Source organism: Nostoc sp., from assembly GCF_036917465.1.
GTDB lineage: Bacteria > Cyanobacteriota > Cyanobacteriia > Cyanobacteriales > Nostocaceae > Nostoc.
The window spans coordinates 68,976-89,314 of record NZ_JBALDL010000048.1; the positions used below are offsets into that span (position 1 = coordinate 68,976).

Sequence of the window (20,339 nt, forward strand, 5' to 3'; positions counted from 1 at the left end):
CTCAGAGGCGCAAAATTTAAAAAGAGTCAGCAGTATGGTAGAAATGCGCGATCGCAGCATAACACCTGATTGCAGAGCAATATCTACGATGGACTATGCCTACACAACTGAATTTTTTATAGTATAATTGTACTATATAGATATGCAACGCTAAGTTTGGCAGGCAATGCTCAAAGTTTACCTACCTTCAACAAGGAGATTTTTCCCCTTGTTTAGCATATATTTGGCATGATTTTATTGTGTGTTTGTCCTTTAAATTTTTCCCTTGGCAGAACTGATTATCAAATGTGGTTTTAACAGATTATTTACCTTTAAATGGAAGGTGACAATATGACAAATAATCAAATTTGTCTGCTAGAACTCATCGAAATTTTTGCAGAATATCGTAACAATATTATCGTCAACATCAAACATCTGCAAGAACATTATCAAAGGACAGGTATCAAACGGGTTAAGGGTGTGAGAAACGAAAGTGGAGAACTCTTACAACCTTGGCTGCAAACAGAATATATAGATAATGCTGAGTATGTTGGTATGGGCGAGTTTCAGTTTAACCGCAATACTGCTACTATCAATATGCTTATCAAACGGAAAGTCAGACTTGCCAAATCTGAAGATCAAACACCCACTCTTGAAGTAGCAGGTTTACTAGTAAATAACCTCAATAGTTTTAATAACTACACAATTGTAAGTGATGGCAAAATCAACATAAAGTCCTTACAACTCAAAATTAGTAGTAAAAAAGCTTTTGATTTACTCAAAGAAAAAGGTGTTTTAGATGCAGAAAAATTTGACTTCCATGCTGAATATTCCATCCATCTAGATAACTTGCCGCTTGTAGCTTCTGATAGTCGTTACAGTAGTATTGATGGACTATTCAATCAACTTGCAGAAATTAAAGTGCTTACTAGTATTATTTCTGCTCACTTAAAAAAGGAGTCAGATGTATTTATAGCACCACAGTTAGATGAGTTTCAAAAGCACTATCTATCCAAAAATACTTACATCAACTTTCCGACAACTAACGAATATATAGACATTCAGGAAGCTCTTTTTAATGGTACTCTTGACTCAAGATTGAGCTATAAGATTGACATTGGCAGTCAAAATATTCTAAACCTAAGTAAGTTACATTCTGCCAACAAGTTTCTGAATAAAATGTATCGTCTTTATGACAAGGAAACTGGAGAGATTATCATTAAACCAAGTTTTGAGATGGCATTTAATGAGAATCTCGCTGTTAGAGAGAGGTTACTTTCATCACGTACCAAGATTACGAAAGTTGACGAGTTAATGAAACCAATTTTTGATGATTTTCTTGGGTTTGAGCAAAATGGTATAGTCGTAGGTATTCTTAAGAAAGTTGGTGCTGATAGTTTGGCGCAGTTATTTCAGGATAAACAAACTGGTAAGCAAATCAGCAAAGAAGAAACGATCGCAGCTTTGACGACAGCGAATAACAAGCTAGAGAAATATGTAGAAAATATCTACCAAGATAAAATTTCTCCTTTGGTATTTTACATTGGTTGTACTGGACTATTGCCAGAGAAAATAGAAGCAAAACCTATGACTGCTGAAGAAGCTGCTGCTAAATACCCAAATTTGCAATTTTCTAAAAATGAGCAAGAGGGCAGTTTTTTTGCAGTTGGTGATAGTATCATCAGCATCTATGCCAAAACTGAATATTACAGTAAAAATATGCCTATCCTAAATATTTCATAAACAACAAGAACCCCGATGTCCTAAAAAATCGGGGTTTTGTCGGTTTAAATTATCCCAAAAAAATAAGATTATTTATTCATCTAATAATCTATTTTTACTTAAGAAACTGCTGATTCTCCCCCAAGCACCGACTGGATAACTAAATCAGTCATATCACTAAGTCCCGTCCCAAATTCTGGAATTATAAATAGAAGCATCATTGCAAAAATTCCGAATTGGCTATATTGCAGTGGCTTTAGCTGAGGAAAAATTTCACTGAAAACATGAAATCCATCTAGTGGTGGAATTGGCAGCAGATTAAACAGAAATAAGGTCAAATTTATCCGAGCCGCTAAGTAAATAAATTCCTCGCTGAAAAGCCCTGTAAGACTCTGATTAGAGATAAATTTCAGCACTAAAATAAATAGAATGCCTAAAGCCAGATTTGATAATGGCCCAGCTGCGGATACCAAAATATTACCTACCTTGGGAGAGCGAAAATTAGAGGGGTTTACCGGCATTTGTCCCCAAGCTATACCCATGAAGCACAGAAAAATAATCGATTCTTTGCCCATGTGAACTAGAGGATTAAGCGTAAGATGACCAGTTTTTTGTGGAGTATTATCTCCTTGGCTCATAGCAGCCCAGCCGTGAGCAAGTTCATGCAAAGTGATGGAAAATATAACAATTAAAACGATTCTGAAAAAAAGAATCGGCTCTGTGATGAGTGTTTTGATAAACATACTTTACTAAATTTTGGTAATGCCCTATTTGTCCAATAACAAGCTCTTGATATAAATGTTATTAGAATATTTACTTAATCTGCTACTGTGATTTCTGGTATATTTTAGAAATCAAAGTTTACTACTTTTATTAATCTCAGTTGATTTAATAGCTTAAAAAAATATTTCATAACATTCAAAGGATTTTAAAACCTGGTGGCAACTACGTATCTATTGTATTTTTTAGTATATAAAGATTATAAACTTGGGCTTTTAACAACCATATTAGTATAATAAAACACATAGTTGGCAATCATGAATTACAGATAGATCGGCTTTATTTGTGTCTAACTGCATCTATAGTTTTATGTGTCTCTCCCTCAAAACAGAGCCGCTATTGTCTTGTTATTTTGTTACATCACTTTGAAAGGTTAATTTTATTACCTGAAATAACAATAGATTTACTAATAATCTTTAAGAAAATTGTGCATAAATCAACTTCAATGAGACAATCTGACCTAATCTTCTCAACCTAAAGGAAGACATGAACGATCGCACAAAGGCTCTCCAGGCTCTCGCGGCTGAACGTTGGCGCGTATCCCTGATTCTCAGTGGAGCCATGATGTTTATTTACTTTGGCTTTATCTTGCTAATCGCATTCAATAAGCCCCTATTGGGATCATTAGTAGTTCCTGGCCTCAGCCTGGGAATTTTACTAGGGGCGCTGGTAATTGTCTCAGCATGGGTATTAATTTTTATCTACGTGCGCTGGGCAAATAGCAGTTATGACGACCAAATCGCTAGGCTGACACGCAAATAAATTAGCTATTAGCAATTTCTAGTCCAAAATCTAAAATACTAAACCAAAAAAGCATGAATAGTGTGTGGTTGGATCTGCCACTAGCGGCGGATATTACGAGTCTTGGTCATTTTAACCCGTTAGCGATCGCTTTCTTTCTTCTGTTTGTTGTCAGTTCTCTAGGTATTACCTTTTGGGCGGCAAAGCTTACCAAAAATACTGCCCACTTCTATACAGCTGGCGGTAATATCAGTGGTTTCCAAAATGGGCTAGCCCTAGCAGGAGACTTTATGAGTGCAGCTAGCTTTTTAGGTATCACTGGGCTGGTGGCACTCAACGGCTTTGACGGCTTAATTTATTCTATTGGCTTCCTGGTGGGCTGGCCGATTGTGATGTTTTTGATTGCGGAACCATTACGTAACTTAGGCAAATACACCTTTGCCGATGTAGTGGCTTATCGTTTACAACAAAAACCAGTCCGCATCGCATCTGCCATTGGAACGCTGGCAGTGATTAGCTTTTACTTAATTGCCCAGATGGTAGGGGCTGGGGAGCTAATTAAACTACTGTTTGGCTTTGATTATGAATTAGCCGTGGTCATCGTCGGTTGTGTGATGATGGCCTATGTAATTTTTGGTGGGATGATTGCCACCACTTGGGTACAAATTATTAAAGCAGTTCTGTTGCTCGGCGGAACTATCTTGCTAGCTATCCTAGTACTGGCAAGATTTGGTTTTAACCCACTCGCTCTTTTCGCCGCCGCAGCAGACAAGTATCCGGGTGTATTAGCTCCAGGCAAACAGGTTTCCGATCCCTTTGATGCCATCTCCTTGGGGATGTCGTTGATGTTCGGCACTGCCGGATTACCCCACATCTTGATGCGTTTCTACACAGTACCGGACGCTAAAGCAGCACGCGTCTCTGTTACTTACGCCACAGCTATTATTGGCGTTTTTTATCTCCTTACCTTCATCCTGGGCTTTGGAGCGATGGCGCTAGTAGGGCAAGATGCCATCAAGCAAATTGGGACTGGTGGTAACATGGCTGCACCGATGTTGGCAGAATTTCTCGGTGGTGATGCTTTCTTAGGCTTTATTTCTGCTGTTTCCTTTGCGACAATTTTGGCAGTTGTAGCAGGGTTAACCCTCTCAGGGGCGGCTGCACTTTCTCATGATTTGTGGGTGAACGTGGTGCGATCTGGTCATGCTGACGAGTCAGAACAACTAAAGGTAGCTCGCGGTGCGACAATGGCTTTGGGGTTAGTGGCGATATTTCTGGGTATTTTGTTTAAAGGACAAAACGTCGCTTATATGGTAGGTTTAGCATTTGCGATCGCAGCTAGTGCTAACTTCCCAGCGTTGCTGCTATCAATGCTTTGGCGACGCTTCACTACTAGCGGGGCGGTTGCGAGTATGTTAGTCGGTACTTTCTCCTCGTTACTGCTGATTTATTTATCACCGACTATTCAGGTGACAATTCTCAAGCACGCTTCTGCACCTTTCCCACTGAAAAATCCGGGATTAGTTACTATTCCCCTAGCGTTTATTGTGGCGATTGTCGTTTCATTATTGACTACTGAACAGCAAGCACAGGAAAAATTTGCGGAAGTTGAAGATCGCATCCACATTGGTTCTGGGATGTGATTTTGTCATTTGTCATTGCCTTACTGCCCTGCTTGCCTACTCTGTCCAAGCTCTTTGATGTTTTTCATCACTTGTTGATATAAGTCGTTGCTACCTTGACTTTGAAAGATGCTTGCTGCTTGTTGTAAATCCTTAAGCGCTCCCTGTTTGTCTCCATTGGTGGCGCGGGCGTTTCCTCGATTATTGTAGGCAGGGGCAAAGTTAGGGTTGAGGCGAATGGCTTGATTGTAATCTGCGATTGCACCCTTTGGATCTCCATTGGCAGCACGAGCATTTCCTCGGTTATTATAAGCGATCGCATATTTGGGGTTGAGGAGAATTGCTTGATCGAGATCGTCTATTGCCCCTTTTTTGTCTCCATTGGCGGCGCGGGCATTTCCTCGGTTGTTGTAGGCTTCGGCATAGTTGGGATTAAGGCGAATCGCTTCACTATAATCTTTCACTGCTTCTCTGTTACCTTCTAGTGAAGCGCGGGCATTTCCCAGGTTATTGTAAGCTTCAGCGTCGTTAGGATTGATGCGGAGGGCTTGATTGTAATCTGCGATCGCTTTTTCCTTGTCTCCCAAATCAAAGTAGGCTAATCCCCGGCCGTTGTAGGCAGCGCCATATTGAGAGTTTTGACTAATTGCTTTACTATAGGAAGCGATCGCAGCTTGTAAATCGCCGTTTAAATGCTGATTCTTTCCCTGAAGATAAAATTCTCCACCTCTGGAAGCTGTAGCTGAACTACGGCTAGGTGTAGTAACTCCTATTTCTGTCACCAAAACATTGTCATTCTTGCTACAAGAAACACTGCTAATTGCTGTCAATGTAGTAAAAATAGCTATGGTAAATATTTGATTTACCCTTGTTCGCTTTTGCCTAAATAAACGCCGTCTCATAATTTAATATAAACTGCCATAACACCGGAACACACTTAGTACCAAAATCTAGATTTTAATTCTTTAACTCAATTGTCATTCTAACTTTTGATAGACGTTTAAAGTCAATTAACAAATTTACCTGATATTCAATATATTTCTTTCATAGTTATATTAAATAAAAAAGCTAAATTATAAAGTATAAAAATTGTCAATCCTATTTTTTGTTATTGTCATCTCTCTACTTCTTGACAATATATTTCTGAACAGAAAATACTGTTACTCATGTTTTTTATGATACTTTCTGAAAAAATATATTTGAAATATTAAGATTTGTTTGAAATAATTACTCCATAAATTCTGAAATTTGTAGCCTTATAGACAATTTACTCATCTTCTGTTTCACTCTCTTGAGTTTTAGAAGTTAGTCGCCAAGAGGTAGTTTTTTCAATATCTACAGACAGTTGTTCCAGATTTGTCCCTAAATCTTTTTGGAGTTTCTGAGTTAGTGTGACAGAAAAATCTAAATCAATATCTTGGCTTTGGGCTAGCCTTGCCAATTCTGAAAAAGTAGCTTTGACTGTAGTGCGATCGTAACTAGTCAGCTTATGATAAGAAGTTTCAGATATATTCTGAGCTTGCATGGCTTTTTTCATGCGTTCTTGCAAATGCTCAAATTCTGAATTCAACAACTTGTATTGTTGCTCAATTTGTGAATATCTAGTACTTAGTGAGATTAAATCTTCTGTAGCGGGTTCGGGGCTGGCTGGGGCTTGTAAACCTAACAAATTTAAGTGAATTTGAGCAAGATAAATACAGTCTAGGTAAGCATACTCTATCTGTTCTTCAGTTAGGGGGCGTTTTGCCCAATCGCTTGTTTGTTCTTGTTTGTCGATATTGTTAAAGCTACAAAGTGCCGTAGCTATGGTTTTGAGTTGGTAATTAGGTAATGGCAAAAGATAGTAGGGAATTTTTTTTGCCATTTCCAAAGTGCAAGTAATATTTTTAGCTTTCTTATTACCGAGAAGTTTTAGATCGTAACTAGCGTTGTGAAAAACTTTTTCAATGGCAGAATTTATCATAATTTTTTCAATAAATTCTGCTATAATATTAGGCTTGTCTAACACATCTAAAAGGTAGACGCGATCGCCACTCATATCTTGAGGATTATCTAACACCTGAATCAGTGATAGTCTAGGATTACGACTTTTATAGTCGGCTACTTCTGTATCTATCCACAGCGTTTTAGCTTTGGTATATTTAGCAACAATGGCACTAATTTCGCGGGCGGAAGTAAGGTACGGCATTGGCTAATCTTTCCTGATATTTAGGGCATTGTAAGTAGGTCATAGTTTTCTAAAGTAACATTTTGTTGGTAATTTTGTTGGTACAGCATTGCAAAAATGCTGAATTTTTGAGTTGCATAGGCGTAGACATCGCCAAACTGACTCAAATCTGATAACATCTAGTCACTACTTACTGTAAGGCGGCATAGTTTATCATTCAAAGAGCGCATCTACATTAAATTCATAGAAACCTATAGACCGCATACGGAACCATATTGGCTAACAACCGTCAGGAAAATTCAATTGGCATTTCTCAAAACAGAGCGCAAAATCTTAGCTCCAATAAATTGTCCAAGTTTCAATTTTCATTAACCTGAGTGCTTGCTTGGGTAATTTCACTGCTTTAGATTTAATTGCTTTTTAACATCTGCTCCTCACCATGACACACACTTCAATTAATCGCTTCAAGTATTCAATTCGGAGATAGATAATGAAAAAGCTAATTACATTACTAGTTACTGGCGTTTTGGTAGTTGGTACTTTTGGCTGCCAAGAGGCTCCTAAAACTGGTTCGGAAACTCCTAGTACTACTAATGAAGCTGCTCAAGTACCAGCAAAACCAGCTTCTGTGACAAATGAAACTGCTAAAGTTCCAGCAATAGAAGCGACTCCTTTAGCAGCTACCACAGATACTAAAGTTAAAACTGGTTCGGAAAAAACGGCCGCAACAAAAGTTAAAAGCGATTTAAAAACTGAAGTTAGCGCAAAGTTGAACAAAGGTTTACCAGGCAATAAATTACAAGTTGAAAACAAAGAGGGTGAAATTATCCTCAAAGGCACAGCAAGTTCTGCTGAAGAACTCAAGAAAGCTGAAACTTTGGCTAAAGAAGTTCAAGGTGTGAAGACGGTGAAGGTGGAAGCAAAAGTTGGAACTGCGAAAAAGTAATAAAAGAATAACTGAAGCTTTCAGTTAGTATCGGCATAAAAGCCAAATAGAGACTTACATCTGTGTAAGTCTCTGTTTTTTACTTGCTTAAATAAAATGTAAGCAGTAGGGAGTTGATACCGCTTGAATGACTTTCTAAACCTATAGTTAATAGTTAAAGTCTTATAAAAAAGACTGAAACCATTTTTCCGTTCGCTTGAGTAAACTTTAGTTTAGCTATGACTTATTTTGAGAAATAGCTGAAAATCTCCAAGATGTAATTAGAGCGAAATTTGATTAGTCTAAAGTTTTTTCATGCAGTGCTTACCGCCAGCTTATCTCCTAAGCAGTCTAAGTCTAATCCTGCCAAATCGTTTTCAGTTATGGTGATATATGGAGTTATAATTCTATAATCTCATCTTTCAACTTCCATTATTATTTGAACCTCGATAAATTCGCTCCATCTGCTCTGGAGAAAGGCGTTTCATTGGAAACCACTCAAATGCAGAAACAGACACTTTTTCATAAGGTTCAACATCATTTTGCTGGTTTTCAGGGGAATGCACTGCTACATTAGTATTTGCATACTGATTTCTGAACGACTCATCTATTTCTGATTCTGGAAGCTCAGTTTGAGGTAAAACATAAGCGTGCTTCTGGGGATCGTATGCGAAAACTTCTCCTGTTTCAATGTGATAAATCCAAGCATAAATGCTGAGTTCTCCCTGATAAAGCTTAGAGTGAATCACTGGATAAGTCCGCAAATTCTCAATTTGAGTAAGAACATTTTCGGCTATCATAATCTCTAGCAGTTCTTCTCCGTCATAGTCACTGTAGTGGTCTATAACTAACCTTCGAGTTGCCTCTGCATATTTAAGCCAATCATGTACAAGTGGCATTTCATCGCTGAGACTGTGTAACTTCATTAATCCTTTCATTGCACCGCAATGAGAGTGACCACAAATAATAATTTGGCGAATATCTAAAGCTTGAACAGCATATTCAATTGTCGCACCTTCACCGCCATTACTTGCCCCATACGGTGGAATGATGTTACCTGCATTGCGAATGACAAATAATTCACCGACTTGGGCTTGTGTAATTAGATTTGGATCGAGACGCGAATCAGAACAGGTAATAAACAATACCCTGGGCTTTTGACCATGTGAAAGTTGCTCAAACAATTGTCGATGTGTCGAAAAATAGCTAGATTTAAATTCGCGCAGACCTTTAATTAATCTCTTCATTACTAAGTTCTACAAATATTTGCGGGTTATGAGCCAAATTACACAGAGCAGATTGAAGTAGTAAAGAGGGCTTTCTTTCTACGTTTTGAGAATTGTAAAGATTACTATATTATAAATTCATTTGGTGCTTTTAATATCCTCTACCAAATGGTAGAGTTACTTTTTTCCCTTCCTCCTCTCTGTTCCTTCGCAAGTCACGTTCCTGTGTGAGAATGCCTTGAGCCTGTTTCAAACTTAGTTATATCCTGAGATAAAAATGCGATCGCTTTGTTGCCTCGATCAACGGAGAACGACATATACAGAATAAATGATTTAAACTATACCAACTAGCTCATCTTTGCACTTAAACTTTCCTTAGATCGTTTCCAATTGAACACTTGTAATTATGACTGACGCGAAGACACCCAAACACAGAGATTTTGGAATTACAAATAATTAGGCGGACATGATATTATCTGCTCTGGGAAAATTTGGATGGTCAGTTTGCAACATCCGAATTTTCGCTGTACACAGAGCGATCGCTTGCGTTCAGCCTTTTGGGTGACGCTGCTAGGCTCACCCCAACGCGTCTACAATAATCCCCAATTACTTCCCCTTACCCTCTTGCGAATTTTTAATTAGTTGATACACTTGTTCTTCATTAGCCCAGTTAACCAGCGCCTATGGTTCATATCAAGCGCGTAAATTGCTAGAATGCCTATAGATTAGTTATTTAAAAACTGACTACCCTCTCTTGAGCATCAACTGAGCATTATGGTAAACAGCAGTAAAACACCGACTGGTAAGGCTAAAAAGGGACAGATTGCAATCCGTCTCGATTCAAAAGTAATCAAAGCTTGCTTTCCCAGAGAACCCTTCCCTGGAGAAAAAAATCAAGTGAAGAGAGCAACAGGCATCTCTGACATAGCTGGATGGGAAGCTAAAGCAGAGAAATTACGACAGAGATTACAAATCGAGATGGAAGACTGGAAGCTCACAAATCCAGACGGGACATTCAACGAAAACAAGTACCGCGAAATTCTTGTTGACCAAAAACTCAGACCAAACCTAAAGTTGGTAGAGAGTGCTGCAACGTCAGGCGGTCAGTTACCACCCAAACCTGAGTTATCTATCCTTGAAATCTGGGATATGTACTGTGAGTATAGGAAACATGATTTGGCGATAACAACATATCACCAAGAATTTAGGGGCATTTATTATAGGGCAATTAAGCAAGCCGTGGATTCAGTAGGGGAAAACAACTCGATAGACATCCACAATTGGCTGCTTAAAAATAGGAATTCTAAAACGGTAAAAGAGGTTTTATCGCAATTATCCAAAGCTTATCGACTAGCAATGAAGCAAAAGCTAGTTTCATTTGACCCATACGAAGGCATGTCAGAAGATATACAAGTTAAGCGAAAGCCCAAGGTAATTAATCAACTAGATGACGTTAATAATGATTCAGATGCGTTGGATAGAACAAAAGCATATACCTGGGATGAGGTTGAATTAATCTTACAATATGTAGCTAATTCTCCTAGAATTAGTTGTTGGTATTCTTATTTAAAATTCAAGTTTTTAACTGGATGTAGACCAGGAGAAGCAGCCGGCTTGTGGTGGGTAGATGTGAAGTGGGAAAACGAATGTATTGTATTTGATAGAAGCTATGATTATCGATTAGGTATTCACAAGCCGACAAAGAATGAGAGCGCTAGGATATTCCCAATGCCTAAAGATGGTGGCTTGTGGAATCTTTTAAAATCAATTCCACAAGGTGAACCGAATGATACAGTTTTTAAAAGTAAATCAGGTAAAAAAATCTCATCCCATGTTTTTCAAACCACATGGTTGGGTAGAGAAAAATCACAGAAAGGTATTATTACTGAATTAATAAGACAAGGTAAATTGTCTAAATATTTGCCTCCATACAATACACGACACACATTCATTAACCATCAAATTAATGATGTAGGGATTGCCCCACACATTGTTAATGATTGGTGCGAACACAGCGAAAGGGTAAGCAAGCAATGCTATAGACAAACTGATACCAGGGTTGTCCCAGGTTACGGGAAGTCAGTTGCTAGCAATCAACAAGTACAGCAACAGTCAGAATTAGACCTACTTAAGGAACAGTTGAGACAACAACAAGAGATGATTGAAAAACTACTACAGGATAGGGATAACTTGAAATCGTAACGAAATCAAGACGTATTAGACCCCATCCTACCCATAGTTTTTTGTACCAATACTTCAATACTTTATGCCTAGCATTTTATCGCTAGGCTTTTTTGTTATACCGGGTATACCCTTGTATTTTAAAGTGTCATTTTTCGTGTCATTTTTTATGTCAAAAAATCTGTCACTTTTTTTGTCACTTTTTCAGAAGGGTATACCCGCTCCTATTAAATGGGTGCGTAACGCCCTATGTTCAACATAGCCCTCTCGTCATCGTCAATGCTTTTCATACCGTGGTGAGTTTTCATCACAACGGATAAAAACTTTTTCCTTCCAACAGGGAAAACCAACAGGGTCTGCACAATACACATACCCTTGATTGAAACTAGGATTAACTGTACTCAGTGACACCTAGGATGAGCAGGAAGGCATGGGAAGACAACTTCCCTTTAAACAACCGCAAGATTTTAAAATTAGGCTGAGTTCAAGGCGAATTACAAGGCACGCTTTAAAATCACTCTAGAAGATAATGTTTTTCTGACTGGTTAACCTGTAGGAATATTTCTTTCTGCTGCCTTGCCCTTACCAAGCTACTAAAAAAGCCCAGCAGGGATATGCTAGGCATGAGTATTAATCAAATTTGTATCCCTTTTGCTATCGCACTCACCAAGGGGATATTCTATTAAGCGTCGGTGAATGCCCTTTTCACCTTTTTTTCTTTATGTGAATCCTTTAGCGCTCTATGAATACGTTCATTTACGTCTCCCTTGCGGTATCGTGAGAAATGTTTTTTCACGTTCGCTACTAGCTGTAATTCGTCAGAGTCTTCGATATAATTCAATCCCACATCTTTATTACCCTGTATTATCTCTAGCTCCTTCAGTTCTTTTGCAGTTTTATGAACTGCTGCTAATGTCAGCTTATTGTGAGTAAATGCACAACTAAAACCGTAAGTCTTACAAGCGAATTCAAAGTTAGTGTGCTGTTCCCTGAGATACTTTCGTCGTGCCTCCCATTGTTCTCTGCTTACGGTAGTTTGTTGCTCGTACTGGTGTTCTGTCTTGGCAGTTCCAAAGGCAGTGTCACAACGACGTTGTAACGCTTCTTGCATACAAGCTGATACTAAAGCGACGGCTTTGTTGTTTCCCTTAGATACTTGAGATAGCCAAAAATCTGATGCAATGTTGGCAGGGATAGCTTTTATCTGTCTACCTGTACCGGATATTGAAAATTTGTCGAAGCTCAAATCCTCTTCTGGTGATACTTCTGATGATTTTTCACTCAAAAAGCGTCGAAACCTAATCTCCGACAATCCAATAGCTCTAGATGCCTGACTTTGGCTCATAACGTATGTGCCATTGGGTAACTGAAATACCTCTATTTCAATCCCAGCGATTTGAATTAATGCACGTTTAGCTTTATCCAACATAATTTATACCTATGTACTGTTTTGCGAGAATATTCGGCTTTGTCGAGTGTGACGATGTATTGAAGTGATGTTAAAACCTGTTATTACTAAGGGTCACAATTTGCCTATGACCCCTCACTGCACAAATGTCTAGTAAGGGTCTACCCTATCATCGTTAGTCAAGTCATTTTCCTGAATATCAAAGGCAAATTCACCAACGTATAAATCAACTATTATTCCGTGCCTTTTAGCGACAGTGATAGCCATTGTGTATCCCCAGCTACCACCTTTCCAGTTATTACGATAACTTTGTTGAACTACGACTCCTTCAAAACTGTCGCATGCGTGTGAGGTGGAAGTTTCACAGTTCCAAGTAACCAACTGTCCTAAATTGAAGAGTGGAGCGGGAATTGAGACAGTAGATGGATGGACGGAATTCAGATTAGCGGTCATAATAATTTAGAACCTTTCGTATTGATGGTACGTGAGTAGAAGTCGTCATCGTCTGAGTTGCAACCTCATTCGGTGACGCATTTTATTGTCATTGAAACTGATGAACTGCCCCTATTGACTGACTTTTGATTCATCCTCCTGTTTGTTGTTTTCGCCGTCTTGTGCATAAATACTACTAGCATCAATCCCCAATCTATTCAGAAGTAATCTAAGCGTTGAAACTAGTTTTCGTGCTTGCTCATAACGTGGTGATGTACTTTTCTCTTCACAGATTTTTTCCCATGCAGTAACTTCTTTCTCTAGGTCAATTAAGAGTTGATAGATGTCATCCAACTTATTAGCAAGTGAAAGTGGTATCCACTTCTGTACTAACTCACTGTTGTATTTTTTCTTTCTACCGCCTCCTGACTTGCGTGTACCTTCCTTTGGCATACCTCTAGGTGTCATAGTCTCCTTTTTTGTGTGTACTGAGCATTAACAGCGCTGTGGAATCGATGAATCTCTGAGTCCCTTGCTGCTTCTGCTGTCTCTTATTTCTATCACAGTAACTATTAAAACGTCAATATTTTTGTGATATAAATAATAGAATAGGCTGGAATGTATACTGTGACTAGGAAAATCTATTTTTGCAAGTATCTTGGTGATATCGGCTATACCTCTTAAAATAAAGTGTCAAAATAAGTGACATAAAAAGTGACATAAAAAATGACAGTTCTGCAAACAGGTATACCAATGGCAATAAAACCTAAAAACATCTTTAAATGAGTAAGGTCTTTGATATCTCCGACACTTCGCAAGCTGTAGCTAGACTTGATGAGGACGAAAAGCTGATGCGTGCATTACACGTATCAGGTCAAAACCGAGATGTACTATGCGTTAACGAGTCAGGGATATAATCTCTAGTGCTTACTCGTTCTTACAAGTCGTAAGAGTTCTTGAAGCATTAGTCCAACAACTTTCATATATAAGATAAAGTTAAATTCTTCCCTAGAAGCTTGAGCATTAGTTGAGCATGATTGCTGAGTATGGATTTATACTATTTATTTATGTTCAAGTGCTGAAAGTAGGGTAAGTGAGCATCCTATGAGCATTTTTAAGGGATTAAAGCCTAGAAGTATTGCTATTACGTGATTAGCTGCATGGTTCATATCAAGCGCGTGGAACTTACCAACTTCAAATCCTTCGGCGGTACTACCTCAGTCCCTTTGCTGCCGGGGTGTACTGTCATCTCTGGGCCAAATGGTTCCGGTAAATCTAATATTCTAGATGCACTACTATTTTGCCTCGGACTCTCCAGTTCTAAGGGAATGCGAGCCGATCGCTTGCCAGATTTGGTAAATAACACCCAAACGTCTAAAGGACGCGCTTCTATTGAAGCTAGCGTCACTGTAACGTTTGATTTGTCAGATGAAATCTCACACAAAGACACAAAGGCGCAAAGGGAGGAAGTAGAGGAAGCAGAGGAAGTAGAGGAAGTAGAGGAAGAAAATCCAAAATCCAAAAGCCAAAAGCCAAAATCGGCAGAGTGGAGTGTTACTAGAAGGCTGCGAGTCACTCACCAAGGAAGTTACACGTCGAATTACTATATCAATGGTGAAGCTTGCACGTTGACACAATTGCATGCGGAATTAAGTAACCTACGGGTTTATCCCGAAGGCTACAATGTGGTGCTGCAAGGAGATGTCACCAGCATTATCTCGATGAATACGCGGGAACGGCGGGAAATTATTGATGAGTTGGCTGGGGTGGCGGCGTTCGATCGCAAAATCATCCAAGCCAAATCAACTTTAGATGAGGTTAAAGAAAAAGAAGATAGCTGTCGGATTATTGAGACAGAATTAACTGCACAACGCGATCGCCTTTCCCAAGATCGGGCTAAAGCTGAGAGATATCAAAAACTCCGCACAGAATTTCTGGCGAAACAATCCTGGGAAACTGTTTTATCATGGCGATCGCTACAAGCACAACAAGAAAAGTTAGTTCACGAAATTCAAACAGGCGATCGCAATTCTAGTGAACTCTCAACCCAACTCACAAACCTAAATTCCGAAATCGTCCAAAAAACTGCTGAACTCGAACAACTCAATGCCCATGTTAAAGCCTTGGGAGAAGACGAACTTTTAGCAGTACAATCTACCCTCGCCACCCAAGAAGCAGAACGAAAACAACTCCAGCGTCAGCTAACAGAATTAGAAACAGCTTCCCAAGAAACGGCTAAACGTCTCGCTCAAACTCAGCAAGAGATTCAAAAACACCGTCATTCCCTAGAAGAAATTGCCAAAACACAAATTGTAGAGACGCGATTCATCGCATCTTCACAACAACAAAGAAACGAAGCGCACCAAGCCTTAGAAACCTCCCGCGAAGCCGCCGCCGAAATCGCCTCGGCTTCGGAAGCGTGGGTGCAGCAACAAACGGCATTCAACCGTCAAATTGAAACTCTGCTGCAAACTCTAGAACCGCAACGCACAGAAAAAGCACAACTCACTGAACGCAATAATCAGTTACAGCAACTAATTTCCGAGCAAACCCAGTTAATTGAACGCGACGAACCCCTGTTAGCCCAAAAACAAACTGAGTGTAGTCAAATTGAAACAGAATTTAACGCCTCTAGCGAACCCATCCAAAATTTAGCCCAAAATCTCTCAGCCACAGAACAAGAATTGCAAATCCAGCAGGAAACCCAAAAGCGGTTACTTTTTGAACAACGCGAAAAACAACGCCAGTTGGATAAAATCGAGGCGCAAACGCAAGCACAGCAAGAAGTCCAAGGAACCCAGGCGAGTAAAGTTATTTTACAATCGGGAATGCCTGGACTTTGTGGCTTAGTTGTGCAGTTAGCAAAGGTGGAACCTCGGCATCAACTAGCTTTAGAAATGGCTGCCGGTGGACGTTTGGGACATATTGTGGTGGAAGATGATGGTGTAGCCGCAGCCGGGATTGAATTGCTCAAACAGAAACGTGCAGGGAGAGCAACTTTTTTACCACTTAATAAAATTCATGCTCCTAAATTCACTCAAGATGCAACGCTGCGTTTTGCTAGCGGTTTCGTTAACTATGCTGTGAATTTAGTCGATTGCGATCGCCGTTACAAAGATGTATTTAGCTATGTTTTCGGTAACACAGTAGTATTTGCCAGCCTTGAAGCGGCGCGGAAAAATTTAGGCTTATATCGCATCGTCACCTTAGACGGTGAACTTCTGGAAACTAGCGGTGCAATGACTGGTGGTAGTAACAGCAATCGTTCAGCCTTGCGGTTTGGGAATGCGGAAGCGGCGGAATCTGATGAAGCGATCGCTTTAAGAAGTCGTTTGGTGGATATTGAGCGAGTTTTAGAGCGTTGTACTGAAGCGATCGCAACTTTATCAGCTAGAGCCAAAAAACTGACGCAAGAACTCGCCGAAGCGCGACAGGCGCGGCGCGAACAGCAGTTGCAATTGGAGCAGTTGCAGAAAGATATTAAGAATTTAACAACGCAATTAGAGGGGACGCGATCGCAACTCGCCCAAAACAGCGAAAAGTTAGCCACTGCTCAATCAAGATTAGAAATTTTAGATCGGGAATTACCGGGACAAGAAACTCAGTTGCAACAATTGCGACACGCTTTAGCAGAGTTAGAAGCATCCCAAACCCCCAGTGAATGGCAACAAATCCAGGCGAGAATTAAAATTCAAGAGCAACAATTGCAACAACGCGAGACAGCATTACGCGAAGCTGAACAAAGATTAAAAAATTTGGAAAATCAGCAACAGCGATCGCAAGAAAAAATCCAAGAAGCAGAGACACGCATCGCAGAATACGAAACCCAAAAAATCACTTGTAGAGACGCGATTCATCGCGTCTCCACACAAATCACAACCATAGTCGAGCAAATCGGCGAAACCCGCGTGACGTTCACTCAAATGGAACAAAATTTGGGAGAAGAAAAACAAAAACGCGACGCTACAGAACAGGAAGTGCGATCGCACCTTTTGCGCCAACAACAATTGCAATGGGAAATCGAAAAACTCAAAGAAACCCAAGAGAAACGGCGGGAGGAACTAATTGTACTGCAAAGCCAGTTGCGGGATATGGGAGCAGAATTACCAAATCCTTTACCAGAGGTTCCAGATCAGGTAGATTTGGAAGAATTGCAGAAAGAATTGCGATCGCTTACCAAACGCTTACAGGCGATGGAACCTGTTAATATGCTGGCGTTGGAAGAATATGAGCGCACTCAAAACCGTCTCCAAGAACTGACGCAAAAATTAGAAACACTAGAAGGGGAACGCACCGAATTACTTTTGCGGATTGAAAATTTTACCACATTGCGGCAACTTGCCTTTAAAGAAGCGTTCGATGCTGTCAACGAAAACTTTCAATCGATTTTTGCGATTCTTTCAGACGGCGACGGCTATTTGCAACTCGAAAATCCTGAAGATCCCTTTAGCAGTGGACTAAATTTAGTCGCACACCCCAAAGGTAAACCCGTACAGCGCCTAGCTTCCATGTCTGGGGGAGAAAAATCACTTACAGCCTTGAGCTTTATCTTTGCTCTCCAACGCTATCGTCCATCACCCTTTTACGCCTTTGACGAAGTGGATATGTTCTTAGATGGGGCAAACGTAGAACGATTAGCTAGAATGATTAAGCAACAATCACAACAAGCGCAATTTATAGTTGTGAGTTTGCGCCGTCCGATGATAGAATCAGCCGAACGCACAATCGGCGTTACTCAAGCACGAGGAGCTTACACTCAAGTTTTGGGGATTAAGTTACAATCATCCAACACATCGGCTTGATTTTTTGCTAATAATAGTGTATGGATAAACCGGATTCGAGATCAGGACTCGGTATAGAATGACCTCCGAACAGATAATTAGACGTTCCGATATATTAAACACCCAGGTGATTACCCGCGACAACGGCAAGCGGCTAGGCATCATCAGTCAAGTCTGGGTAGATATAGATCAACGAGAGGTTGTGGCTCTTGGTTTGCGAGACAGCCTGATCTCTATTTCGGGCATACCGCGCTATATGTACCTCAACAACATCAGCCAGATTGGTGATGTCATCTTAGTTGATAACGAAGATGCAATAGAAGATATTGAAGTTGAATCTCTTAGCAATCTGATCAACTGGGAAGTAATTACAGAAACAGGTGAAGTACTAGGCAAAGTTCGGGGCTTCAAATTCAACGGCGAAACCGGGAAGCTTAACTCTATAGTCATCGCTTCTTTAGGAATCCCCCAAATTCCCGACCAATTTTTGAGTACTTACGAGTTCTCAGTGGATGAAATCGTCAGCACTGGCCCCAATAGATTGATTGTGTTTGAGGGAGCCGAAGAACGGGTAAATCAGTTGACAACTGGTTTACTAGAGCGTTTGGGTATCGGCAAAGCGCCGTGGGAGAGGGATGCAGAAGAAGAATACGGCTATACTGCACCACGCCAAGTTGCACCAGGCAATCAACTGCCTCCGGGAGTACCATTGCAGCCATCCAAGCAGAGAGTTCGCGCCCCCGAACCCGTAGCGCGGGAAGAGGAATGGACAGAAGACTATGTGGAAGAAGAAAGGCCACGGCGTGAGGTAATGAAGGCGCGGCAGTATGAGTCTATTCAATATGAAGAAGACGAGGAAGAAGATAACTGGAGTGAGGCGACAGGTAGCGACAGGTATCAACAACCGCAGCCACTAAAGTATGAAGCCAAGCCTTACAGCAAGCCTTATGTTGATGAATACGATGATTATGACGACGTAGACGGCGATGCTTGGGAAGATGAGCCGAAGCCTGTGAATATTCCTAAGAAAGTCAAAGAAAGACAGCCAGAATACGAAGAAGAAGGCGGATATTAATTCGTAATAGAGCCTCCGGCACGCTCCGCGAACGTAATTAAATTTGAAGATTAGTTTAGCTCTTTCCTGATAAATAAGGAGAGGGCTAATTTTTACTCTGGATAAGGGTTTCATGCCTAAATTGTGTGTAATTAATTTTGTTTAAGTACTTATAGCGAAGACACTCTAGGCGATAGCTCTAATATTTTTTTTATTTGTCAACTTTCATTTTTATAAACCTTGCTACGATGCCCGACATCTATAACATTTACCAATAAAACATCATCCAAAATATCATATATAATTCGATATGTGTTTTCTTCGCCCTGTAACTTTTTAACTCCATTGGGACGTGGTTCTATAGCCAACTCATCTATTTTGGGTTGTATGCAATCTTGTAATTCTTGAGATAATTTTTTAAACATTTTCCTAGCACCTTTGGTAAATTTAATTTCGTAAGTCACGCTACATCCTTTTTTCTTTCATTAGCGATTTCCTTTTTCATGTCGTCCCATGCGATAAGACTATTATTTTGTACATCACTTTTAGCAGCATGATAGGCTTTTAAATCCTTTTCGTCCTCTTCATCTTCGATTTTTTGAAGTAGTGCATAAATTTCATCTAGGGTACTGTCGTACGCTTGGTTTAGCAGTACGTTGATAGCTTTGATTAATTGTTCGCGTTCGTGTTCAGTTTTCATAATTAAGCCTCTTTAAGATTGTTAAGTTTGATTAATTCATCAATTCTATTTTTTAGAATGAATGATTCAGTTTGATAAGGATCAATGCTCTGGACAAAATTAGGCAGCAATAACACTCGTAAGATTGTAGGTTTTAGTAGTTAGGATGGAATGGCAATAATATGTAGGACTCAAATGTTCATCCAACAGATACCGGATTGCCATTAGCTTTCCTGCAACTGTTTTCCAGCGTTTTCTTTCTGCATCTGCCAAAACCTCATCCTGGCAGGAGATGGATTTCGCTGTTGTTCTTCGCGCATAGTCCCTTGAAAATTCCAACCAATCTGCCAGATACGCATCAACCTCTGAACGATGATGCAAGTAATACAAAATCGTGGCGTAAACCTGTTCCAACGTCACCAGAAGAAATTGTTCGGCAATTTCTTCTGGTGTTTTACAGCGATAGATATACTCGTAAAGAATGCTCTCAATCCCAATGCGGGTTCCTTTGAGTCGGATGTCATCTGGTGCAAGCGCGTTGAAATACTCTTCCAGTTTCATAAAGCAAGACCCCTCGAATGAACAATTCCACTTCAATCATAAAAGAACACCGGCAAACTCTACGATGAAGGCTAAAAGAGT

Annotated in this window: 20 protein-coding genes; 9 read left to right on the forward strand and 11 right to left on the reverse strand. The window is 40.0% G+C overall.

Annotated features, from left to right (window positions below):
• The first annotated feature begins 330 nt into the window (after positions 1–330).
• Positions 331–1,722, forward strand: a complete 1,392-nt coding sequence (locus tag V7K38_RS10425) for a hypothetical protein (protein WP_334857533.1) — start codon at positions 331–333, stop codon at positions 1,720–1,722.
• A 98-nt stretch (positions 1,723–1,820) separates the two neighbouring features.
• On the opposite strand, the gene V7K38_RS10430 is transcribed toward V7K38_RS10425, so the two are convergent.
• Positions 1,821–2,444: a site-2 protease family protein gene (locus V7K38_RS10430; RefSeq protein WP_334857535.1), complete on the reverse strand. Its 624-nt coding sequence runs from the start codon at positions 2,442–2,444 to the stop codon at positions 1,821–1,823.
• 523 nt (positions 2,445–2,967) lie between these two features.
• On the opposite strand from V7K38_RS10430, the gene V7K38_RS10435 reads away from it, so the two are divergent.
• Together V7K38_RS10435 and V7K38_RS10440 are read left to right on the forward strand one after the other, a co-directional pair.
• Positions 2,968–3,243: a DUF485 domain-containing protein gene (locus V7K38_RS10435; protein WP_096536625.1), complete on the forward strand. Its 276-nt coding sequence runs from the start codon at positions 2,968–2,970 to the stop codon at positions 3,241–3,243.
• Between the two features lie 53 nt (positions 3,244–3,296).
• Positions 3,297–4,865 (forward strand): sodium:solute symporter family transporter, encoded by a 1,569-nt coding sequence (locus tag V7K38_RS10440; RefSeq protein WP_334857539.1) that lies wholly within the window; start codon positions 3,297–3,299, stop codon positions 4,863–4,865.
• 20 nt (positions 4,866–4,885) lie between these two features.
• Here V7K38_RS10440 and V7K38_RS10445 read toward each other — a convergent pair whose 3' ends face one another.
• The 3 genes from V7K38_RS10445 to V7K38_RS10455 form a co-directional block, all read right to left on the reverse strand.
• Positions 4,886–5,746 carry a tetratricopeptide repeat protein gene (locus V7K38_RS10445; protein WP_334857541.1) on the reverse strand — a complete coding sequence of 287 codons (861 nt, stop codon included), beginning with the start codon at positions 5,744–5,746 and terminating at the stop codon, positions 4,886–4,888.
• Positions 5,747–6,111: 365 nt separating this feature from the next.
• Entirely contained in the window at positions 6,112–7,032 is a 921-nt protein-coding gene (locus tag V7K38_RS10450; RefSeq protein WP_334857542.1) for a ribonuclease D, read from the reverse strand.
• A gap of 20 nt (positions 7,033–7,052) precedes the next feature.
• Entirely contained in the window at positions 7,053–7,190 is a 138-nt protein-coding gene (locus V7K38_RS10455; RefSeq protein ID WP_334857544.1) for a hypothetical protein, read from the reverse strand.
• A 311-nt stretch (positions 7,191–7,501) separates the two neighbouring features.
• Between V7K38_RS10455 and V7K38_RS10460 the strand changes: the two genes are divergently transcribed.
• The gene (locus V7K38_RS10460; protein WP_334857546.1) at positions 7,502–7,957 is read left to right on the forward strand and encodes a BON domain-containing protein; all 456 of its coding nucleotides are present in this window, start codon (positions 7,502–7,504) and stop codon (positions 7,955–7,957) included.
• 401 nt (positions 7,958–8,358) lie between these two features.
• Here V7K38_RS10460 and V7K38_RS10465 read toward each other — a convergent pair whose 3' ends face one another.
• Positions 8,359–9,183, reverse strand: coding sequence for a carbonic anhydrase (locus V7K38_RS10465; protein WP_334857548.1), 825 nt, complete (start codon positions 9,181–9,183; stop codon positions 8,359–8,361).
• Between the two features lie 474 nt (positions 9,184–9,657).
• On the opposite strand from V7K38_RS10465, the gene V7K38_RS10470 reads away from it, so the two are divergent.
• Positions 9,658–9,804, forward strand: a complete 147-nt coding sequence (locus tag V7K38_RS10470; protein ID WP_334857550.1) for a hypothetical protein — start codon at positions 9,658–9,660, stop codon at positions 9,802–9,804.
• 132 nt (positions 9,805–9,936) lie between these two features.
• Positions 9,937–11,364: a site-specific integrase gene (locus V7K38_RS10475; protein ID WP_334857552.1), complete on the forward strand. Its 1,428-nt coding sequence runs from the start codon at positions 9,937–9,939 to the stop codon at positions 11,362–11,364.
• A gap of 661 nt (positions 11,365–12,025) precedes the next feature.
• On the opposite strand, the gene V7K38_RS10480 is transcribed toward V7K38_RS10475, so the two are convergent.
• The 3 genes from V7K38_RS10480 to V7K38_RS10490 form a co-directional block, all read right to left on the reverse strand.
• On the reverse strand, positions 12,026–12,772 hold the full coding sequence (locus tag V7K38_RS10480; RefSeq protein ID WP_334857553.1) for a hypothetical protein: 747 nt from the start codon (positions 12,770–12,772) through the stop codon (positions 12,026–12,028).
• A 129-nt stretch (positions 12,773–12,901) separates the two neighbouring features.
• The gene (locus tag V7K38_RS10485; protein WP_334857555.1) at positions 12,902–13,204 is read right to left on the reverse strand and encodes a hypothetical protein; all 303 of its coding nucleotides are present in this window, start codon (positions 13,202–13,204) and stop codon (positions 12,902–12,904) included.
• A 111-nt stretch (positions 13,205–13,315) separates the two neighbouring features.
• Positions 13,316–13,651, reverse strand: a complete 336-nt coding sequence (locus tag V7K38_RS10490) for a hypothetical protein (protein ID WP_334857557.1) — start codon at positions 13,649–13,651, stop codon at positions 13,316–13,318.
• Between the two features lie 314 nt (positions 13,652–13,965).
• On the opposite strand from V7K38_RS10490, the gene V7K38_RS10495 reads away from it, so the two are divergent.
• The 3 genes from V7K38_RS10495 (at position 13,966) to V7K38_RS10505 (ending at position 19,039) form a co-directional block, all read left to right on the forward strand.
• Complete coding sequence (locus V7K38_RS10495; protein ID WP_334857558.1) at positions 13,966–14,100, forward strand: hypothetical protein; 135 nt, start codon at positions 13,966–13,968, stop codon at positions 14,098–14,100.
• 243 nt (positions 14,101–14,343) lie between these two features.
• On the forward strand, positions 14,344–17,985 hold the full coding sequence (gene smc / locus V7K38_RS10500) for a chromosome segregation protein SMC (protein WP_334857560.1): 3,642 nt from the start codon (positions 14,344–14,346) through the stop codon (positions 17,983–17,985).
• Between the two features lie 58 nt (positions 17,986–18,043).
• A complete protein-coding gene (locus tag V7K38_RS10505) occupies positions 18,044–19,039 on the forward strand; it encodes a PRC-barrel domain-containing protein (RefSeq protein WP_334857562.1) in 996 nt (331 codons plus the stop codon).
• 197 nt (positions 19,040–19,236) lie between these two features.
• Here the strand turns inward: V7K38_RS10505 and V7K38_RS10510 are convergent, their stop codons facing one another.
• From V7K38_RS10510 to V7K38_RS10520, 3 genes are all read right to left on the reverse strand, one after another.
• Positions 19,237–19,482 carry a type II toxin-antitoxin system RelE family toxin gene (locus V7K38_RS10510; protein WP_334857564.1) on the reverse strand — a complete coding sequence of 82 codons (246 nt, stop codon included), beginning with the start codon at positions 19,480–19,482 and terminating at the stop codon, positions 19,237–19,239.
• Positions 19,479–19,718: a hypothetical protein gene (locus V7K38_RS10515; RefSeq protein WP_334857566.1), complete on the reverse strand. Its 240-nt coding sequence runs from the start codon at positions 19,716–19,718 to the stop codon at positions 19,479–19,481. Before V7K38_RS10515 ends, V7K38_RS10510 begins: the two co-directional genes overlap by 4 nt.
• A gap of 99 nt (positions 19,719–19,817) precedes the next feature.
• Entirely contained in the window at positions 19,818–20,258 is a 441-nt protein-coding gene (locus V7K38_RS10520; protein WP_334857568.1) for a DUF433 domain-containing protein, read from the reverse strand.
• Positions 20,259–20,339: the final 81 nt, after the last annotated feature.

Excerpts from the sequence above, each read along its gene's own strand:
- V7K38_RS10465 (WP_334857548.1), bottom strand. The coding sequence starts at position 9,183 with ATGAAGAGATTAATTAAAGGTCTGCGCGAATTTAAATCTAGCTATTTT.
- V7K38_RS10440 (WP_334857539.1), top strand. The coding sequence starts at position 3,297 with ATGAATAGTGTGTGGTTGGATCTGCCACTAGCGGCGGATATTACGAGT.
- V7K38_RS10470 (WP_334857550.1), top strand. The coding sequence starts at position 9,658 with ATGGTCAGTTTGCAACATCCGAATTTTCGCTGTACACAGAGCGATCGC.
- V7K38_RS10430 (WP_334857535.1), bottom strand. The coding sequence starts at position 2,444 with ATGTTTATCAAAACACTCATCACAGAGCCGATTCTTTTTTTCAGAATC.
- V7K38_RS10520 (WP_334857568.1), bottom strand. The coding sequence starts at position 20,258 with ATGAAACTGGAAGAGTATTTCAACGCGCTTGCACCAGATGACATCCGA.
- V7K38_RS10515 (WP_334857566.1), bottom strand. The coding sequence starts at position 19,718 with ATGAAAACTGAACACGAACGCGAACAATTAATCAAAGCTATCAACGTA.
- V7K38_RS10495 (WP_334857558.1), top strand. The coding sequence starts at position 13,966 with ATGAGTAAGGTCTTTGATATCTCCGACACTTCGCAAGCTGTAGCTAGA.
- V7K38_RS10505 (WP_334857562.1), top strand. The coding sequence starts at position 18,044 with ATGACCTCCGAACAGATAATTAGACGTTCCGATATATTAAACACCCAG.
- V7K38_RS10485 (WP_334857555.1), bottom strand. The coding sequence starts at position 13,204 with ATGACCGCTAATCTGAATTCCGTCCATCCATCTACTGTCTCAATTCCC.
- V7K38_RS10445 (WP_334857541.1), bottom strand. The coding sequence starts at position 5,746 with ATGAGACGGCGTTTATTTAGGCAAAAGCGAACAAGGGTAAATCAAATA.
- smc (WP_334857560.1), top strand. The coding sequence starts at position 14,344 with ATGGTTCATATCAAGCGCGTGGAACTTACCAACTTCAAATCCTTCGGC.
- V7K38_RS10475 (WP_334857552.1), top strand. The coding sequence starts at position 9,937 with ATGGTAAACAGCAGTAAAACACCGACTGGTAAGGCTAAAAAGGGACAG.
- V7K38_RS10455 (WP_334857544.1), bottom strand. The coding sequence starts at position 7,190 with ATGTTATCAGATTTGAGTCAGTTTGGCGATGTCTACGCCTATGCAACT.
- V7K38_RS10450 (WP_334857542.1), bottom strand. The coding sequence starts at position 7,032 with ATGCCGTACCTTACTTCCGCCCGCGAAATTAGTGCCATTGTTGCTAAA.
- V7K38_RS10435 (WP_096536625.1), top strand. The coding sequence starts at position 2,968 with ATGAACGATCGCACAAAGGCTCTCCAGGCTCTCGCGGCTGAACGTTGG.
- V7K38_RS10480 (WP_334857553.1), bottom strand. The coding sequence starts at position 12,772 with ATGTTGGATAAAGCTAAACGTGCATTAATTCAAATCGCTGGGATTGAA.
- V7K38_RS10425 (WP_334857533.1), top strand. The coding sequence starts at position 331 with ATGACAAATAATCAAATTTGTCTGCTAGAACTCATCGAAATTTTTGCA.
- V7K38_RS10460 (WP_334857546.1), top strand. The coding sequence starts at position 7,502 with ATGAAAAAGCTAATTACATTACTAGTTACTGGCGTTTTGGTAGTTGGT.
- V7K38_RS10490 (WP_334857557.1), bottom strand. The coding sequence starts at position 13,651 with ATGACACCTAGAGGTATGCCAAAGGAAGGTACACGCAAGTCAGGAGGC.